The 3,360-nt window shown below is 69.4% G+C and carries 5 protein-coding genes; all 5 read left to right on the forward strand.

Features of this window, described 5'->3' with window-relative positions; all coding sequences use genetic code 11:
• A partial coding sequence (locus tag ABEA07_RS22280) for a hypothetical protein (protein WP_345540608.1) occupies positions 1 to 205 on the forward strand: 205 nt, incomplete at its 5' end.
• 226 nt (positions 206 to 431) lie between these two features.
• The gene (locus ABEA07_RS22285) at positions 432 to 1,067 is read left to right on the forward strand and encodes a hypothetical protein (RefSeq protein ID WP_345540609.1); all 636 of its coding nucleotides are present in this window, start codon (positions 432 to 434) and stop codon (positions 1,065 to 1,067) included.
• A 75-nt stretch (positions 1,068 to 1,142) separates the two neighbouring features.
• Entirely contained in the window at positions 1,143 to 1,805 is a 663-nt protein-coding gene (locus ABEA07_RS22290) for a hypothetical protein (protein WP_345540610.1), read from the forward strand.
• Positions 1,802 to 2,275 (forward strand): hypothetical protein, encoded by a 474-nt coding sequence (locus ABEA07_RS22295; protein WP_345540612.1) that lies wholly within the window; start codon positions 1,802 to 1,804, stop codon positions 2,273 to 2,275. The genes ABEA07_RS22290 and ABEA07_RS22295 overlap by 4 nt, the downstream gene beginning before the upstream one ends.
• Positions 2,272 to 3,102 carry a hypothetical protein gene (locus ABEA07_RS22300; RefSeq protein ID WP_345540614.1) on the forward strand — a complete coding sequence of 277 codons (831 nt, stop codon included), beginning with the start codon at positions 2,272 to 2,274 and terminating at the stop codon, positions 3,100 to 3,102. The genes ABEA07_RS22295 and ABEA07_RS22300 overlap by 4 nt, the downstream gene beginning before the upstream one ends.
• The last annotated feature ends 258 nt before the right edge of the window (positions 3,103 to 3,360 follow it).

Genomic DNA, 3,360 nt, shown 5'->3' on the forward strand with positions numbered 1-3,360 from the left:
GGTGCTGGACCGCCGCTATGTCGCGCGCACCGACGCGCAAGGCTTCTACAGCTTCGCGCAGGTGGCCGCCGGGCCGCACGAGCTCGAACTGATCCAGGACCACCTGCCCCTGCCATGGAGCAGCGCCGGCGCCGCCTCGCAGCGCACCGAGGTGCGCGTGCGCGACACCGTCAGCGTGGACTTCCCGGTGCAGAAAGAACGCTGATCGCTCCCCGGCCCGACCGGCGAGGCCACGCCGCAAGTGCGGATGGCAGGCCATCGCGGGGGGTTGGCACATGCGCCGGGCCAACATGTGACCAATGACATAGCCGCGCCGTGCCGTTTTTAACGGAAGGCCGAACGCGTCCATTTATGAATACTTAAGTAGCACCACCAAAAGTAGTCCTCCACCTACATTGCCGGCACCTCAACCACCTGTAGATCGGAGCAATATGACAAGACTTCTTCTGGTCGCCGCGCTGGCCGCACTCGCCCCGCTGGCAGCGCTGGCCGAGTCGAGTTTCACCAGCACCACCGGCAGCGGCGGCCTGTCGACCAGCGCCAAGCTCGACTTCACCATCACCGTTCCCAAGGTGCTGTTCTTGCAGGTGGGTACCGGAGGACCTGGCTTTACCGGCAATGCGGCGGTCGACAACATCGCGTTCGACGTACCGGCCGGCAGCGTCGGCACCGGGACAACGGTCTCGGGCACGAACGGCGACCAGACGAACGGCGCGGTCACGATTCGCGTGCTCGGCAACAGCGGCACGGTCACGCTCAACAACGCGGTCACCGGCCCCATCAGCGATGGCGGCGCCATCACCGTACCGTGGAGTCAGATCGCCGTGGCGTCCGCCCCCCTTGGCAGTACCACCCCCGGCTTCGACAACTTTTCGGGCATTGCGCACCCGCTTTTCAGCGCCAGCAGCGGCAACGGCACGGCCACCACGCTCGCAGCCACCGGCGGCCTGGTGCGCCGGGAAGGCAAATGGACCTTCTCATACCTGAATGGCGCAACGCTGCCGTCCGGCACCTACGGCGGCTCGGCCAACGGTGGGCGCGTGATCTACACCGCTACCGCGCCCTGACGTTCCGATCCGCTGGCTGAGCCGCCGAAGCACGGCTACTGCAACGCGACCCCGCACGCAGTCCGGACAAGAATCATGAAGCGCGCGCTCAGCTTGTTCGGCTGCATCCGGCAGCGCGCTCTCGGTCTGACCTTGGCCCTGGGGATTGCCGGCCTGCCCGCGGCCCACGGCTACACCGTCGGCATCAACGCCGGCACCAAATCGCTGTTCCTGCAAGTGGGCGTGGGCACGATGACGGGCGGCAACTTCAACAACGGCGGCACGCCGGGCAACAACACCACGGTCAACAACGCCTCGGTCACGGTGCCGAGCGCGCAGCTCGGCTCGGGCGCCGCCCAGGCCATGACCACCAACAGCACCGTCACGGCCAGCGCCTGGGACGGCTTCGCCTTCTGCAACACGCCGGCCACGACGGGCCAGGTGTACGTGGGCGGCTTCTACCGCGTGCCGGGCAACTCCGGCGCGGCCGCCACGCTGAGCGTGAGCACGCCAGCCAATCTGACCAATGCCGGCGGCAACACCCTGCCGTTCAGCAGCATCGCCTGGACCTCCTCCGGCAATGGCGACGCCACGCCGACCATCCCAAGCGGCGCTTTCAGCAGCGGTGCCCAGACCCTGCTTTCCGTCACGCGCAACACCTGGTTCGAAAGCTGTCTGGCATTCCGCTACCTCAACACCCAGGTCGTTCCGGCCGGCACGTTCACCGGGCGCGCCACCTTCACCCTCACCGCGCCATGAGAACGCGCCGCCTTTCCCGGATGCTGGTCGCCACGCTGCTCGGACTGGCCACTGCCGCCCCCGCCGGCGCAGCCACCTTCCGCGTCGACGACACCGGCACCTTCCTGAGCCAGCCCAGCACGCCGATGCGCTGGCGCCAGCTGGCACCGGGCCGGGCCGGCGACCACACCGTCGAAGGCCGGGTGACCGTGGCCCTCAGGCTCAACCTCTCGCCCTGGCTCAACCGGCCTGCACGCCTCTTCATGGGGCTGGCCCCGACCGAGGGCTTGCAGATGAGCGCCAGCTGGCGCACCCAGGGCCGGCTGCTGCCCGGTACGTTGCGCGGCGGCAGCCGCACCCTCGTTTTCGAGGGCGTGGTGCGCGATGCCTTCCTGCAGGAAAGCATCGTGCTCGACCTGGTCGCGGACGGCCGGACGCTGGAGCGTGCGCAATCCCTGCAATTCTTCTTCGAGATCGAGGTCATGCCGTGACGCGTCTTGCCGACTTCCTGCGCCGCCACGGCGCTGCCATTCGCCTCGCCGCCCTGGTCGCCGCGTGGACGGCGGCCGCTCTTCCGGCCCAGGCCCAGTTCGCATTGGCGGTGTCGCCGCCGCGCCTGGAGCTGTCCGCCAAGCCCGGCGAGCGCGTGCGCGAGGTGATCGAGCTCACGCACCGCGACGCGCGTGCCGGCGCCTACAAGATCAAGACCGCCGACTGGACCCTGCGCCCCGACGGCTCGGTGGACTTCAGCGACGAGCTGCTGCCGGGCAGTTGCCGCCCCTGGGTGGCGATCGAGCGGCACGAGCTGAGCATCTCGGCCGGGCGCCCTTACCGCTACCGATTGGAGGTCACGCCGCCGCCCGAGACACCGCCGGTGGAGTGCCGCTTCGCCATCATGATCGAGGGCCAGCAGGCGACATCCGCGCCCGGCATGCCCATCGCGCTGGGCGCGCGCATCGCGGTGATCGTCTACGTGGCGGTGGGCGAGGCGGCACCGTTGCTGGAGCTGGACGGCACGGCGGTGAAGAAGGTGGATGGCAAGCCCACGCCGGTCCTGCGGGTCCGCAACAGCGGCAATGCGCACGGACGGCTCGCGGGCCTTCTGAACGCCAAGGACGCGGACGGCACCGCGCTCGAAGTGCAGGCATCCACCATGCCGATCATGCCGGGCGAGACACGCGACATCGCGCTGCAGGCGACCCGGCCCGGCGACCCGGAAACTGCGGTGGCCATCCGCTACCCGCTCAGCGTCAGCGGCAAGCTGGAGTGGGGCCGCAAGGGCTCGCTGGCCATCGAACAACGATTCACGTCTCCATGAAGCGACGGCTCGCGCGTCACGCCCTGGGAGTGTGCTGGGCGGGCGCCGCCCTGGCCGGAGCGGCTGCCTGGGCGCAACCCACACAGCCCATGCAAACCGCTGAGCCCACGCAGGCCTACGTGGACCGCGTGCTCGACGACAGCCCTCAGCAGGCCGCACAGGACGACGAGTCCACCGACGCCACCACCGGCTGGCCACGCGGCTGGAGCGTGGAAGCGCAGTCCGCCCACCAGCAAAGCGGCGCGCTGCGGCAGAACA

The sequence above is a fragment of the Variovorax defluvii genome (assembly GCF_039541515.1).
GTDB lineage: Bacteria > Pseudomonadota > Gammaproteobacteria > Burkholderiales > Burkholderiaceae_C > Variovorax > Variovorax defluvii.

Excerpts from the sequence above, each read along its gene's own strand:
- ABEA07_RS22285 (WP_345540609.1), top strand. The coding sequence starts at position 432 with ATGACAAGACTTCTTCTGGTCGCCGCGCTGGCCGCACTCGCCCCGCTG.
- ABEA07_RS22290 (WP_345540610.1), top strand. The coding sequence starts at position 1,143 with ATGAAGCGCGCGCTCAGCTTGTTCGGCTGCATCCGGCAGCGCGCTCTC.
- ABEA07_RS22295 (WP_345540612.1), top strand. The coding sequence starts at position 1,802 with ATGAGAACGCGCCGCCTTTCCCGGATGCTGGTCGCCACGCTGCTCGGA.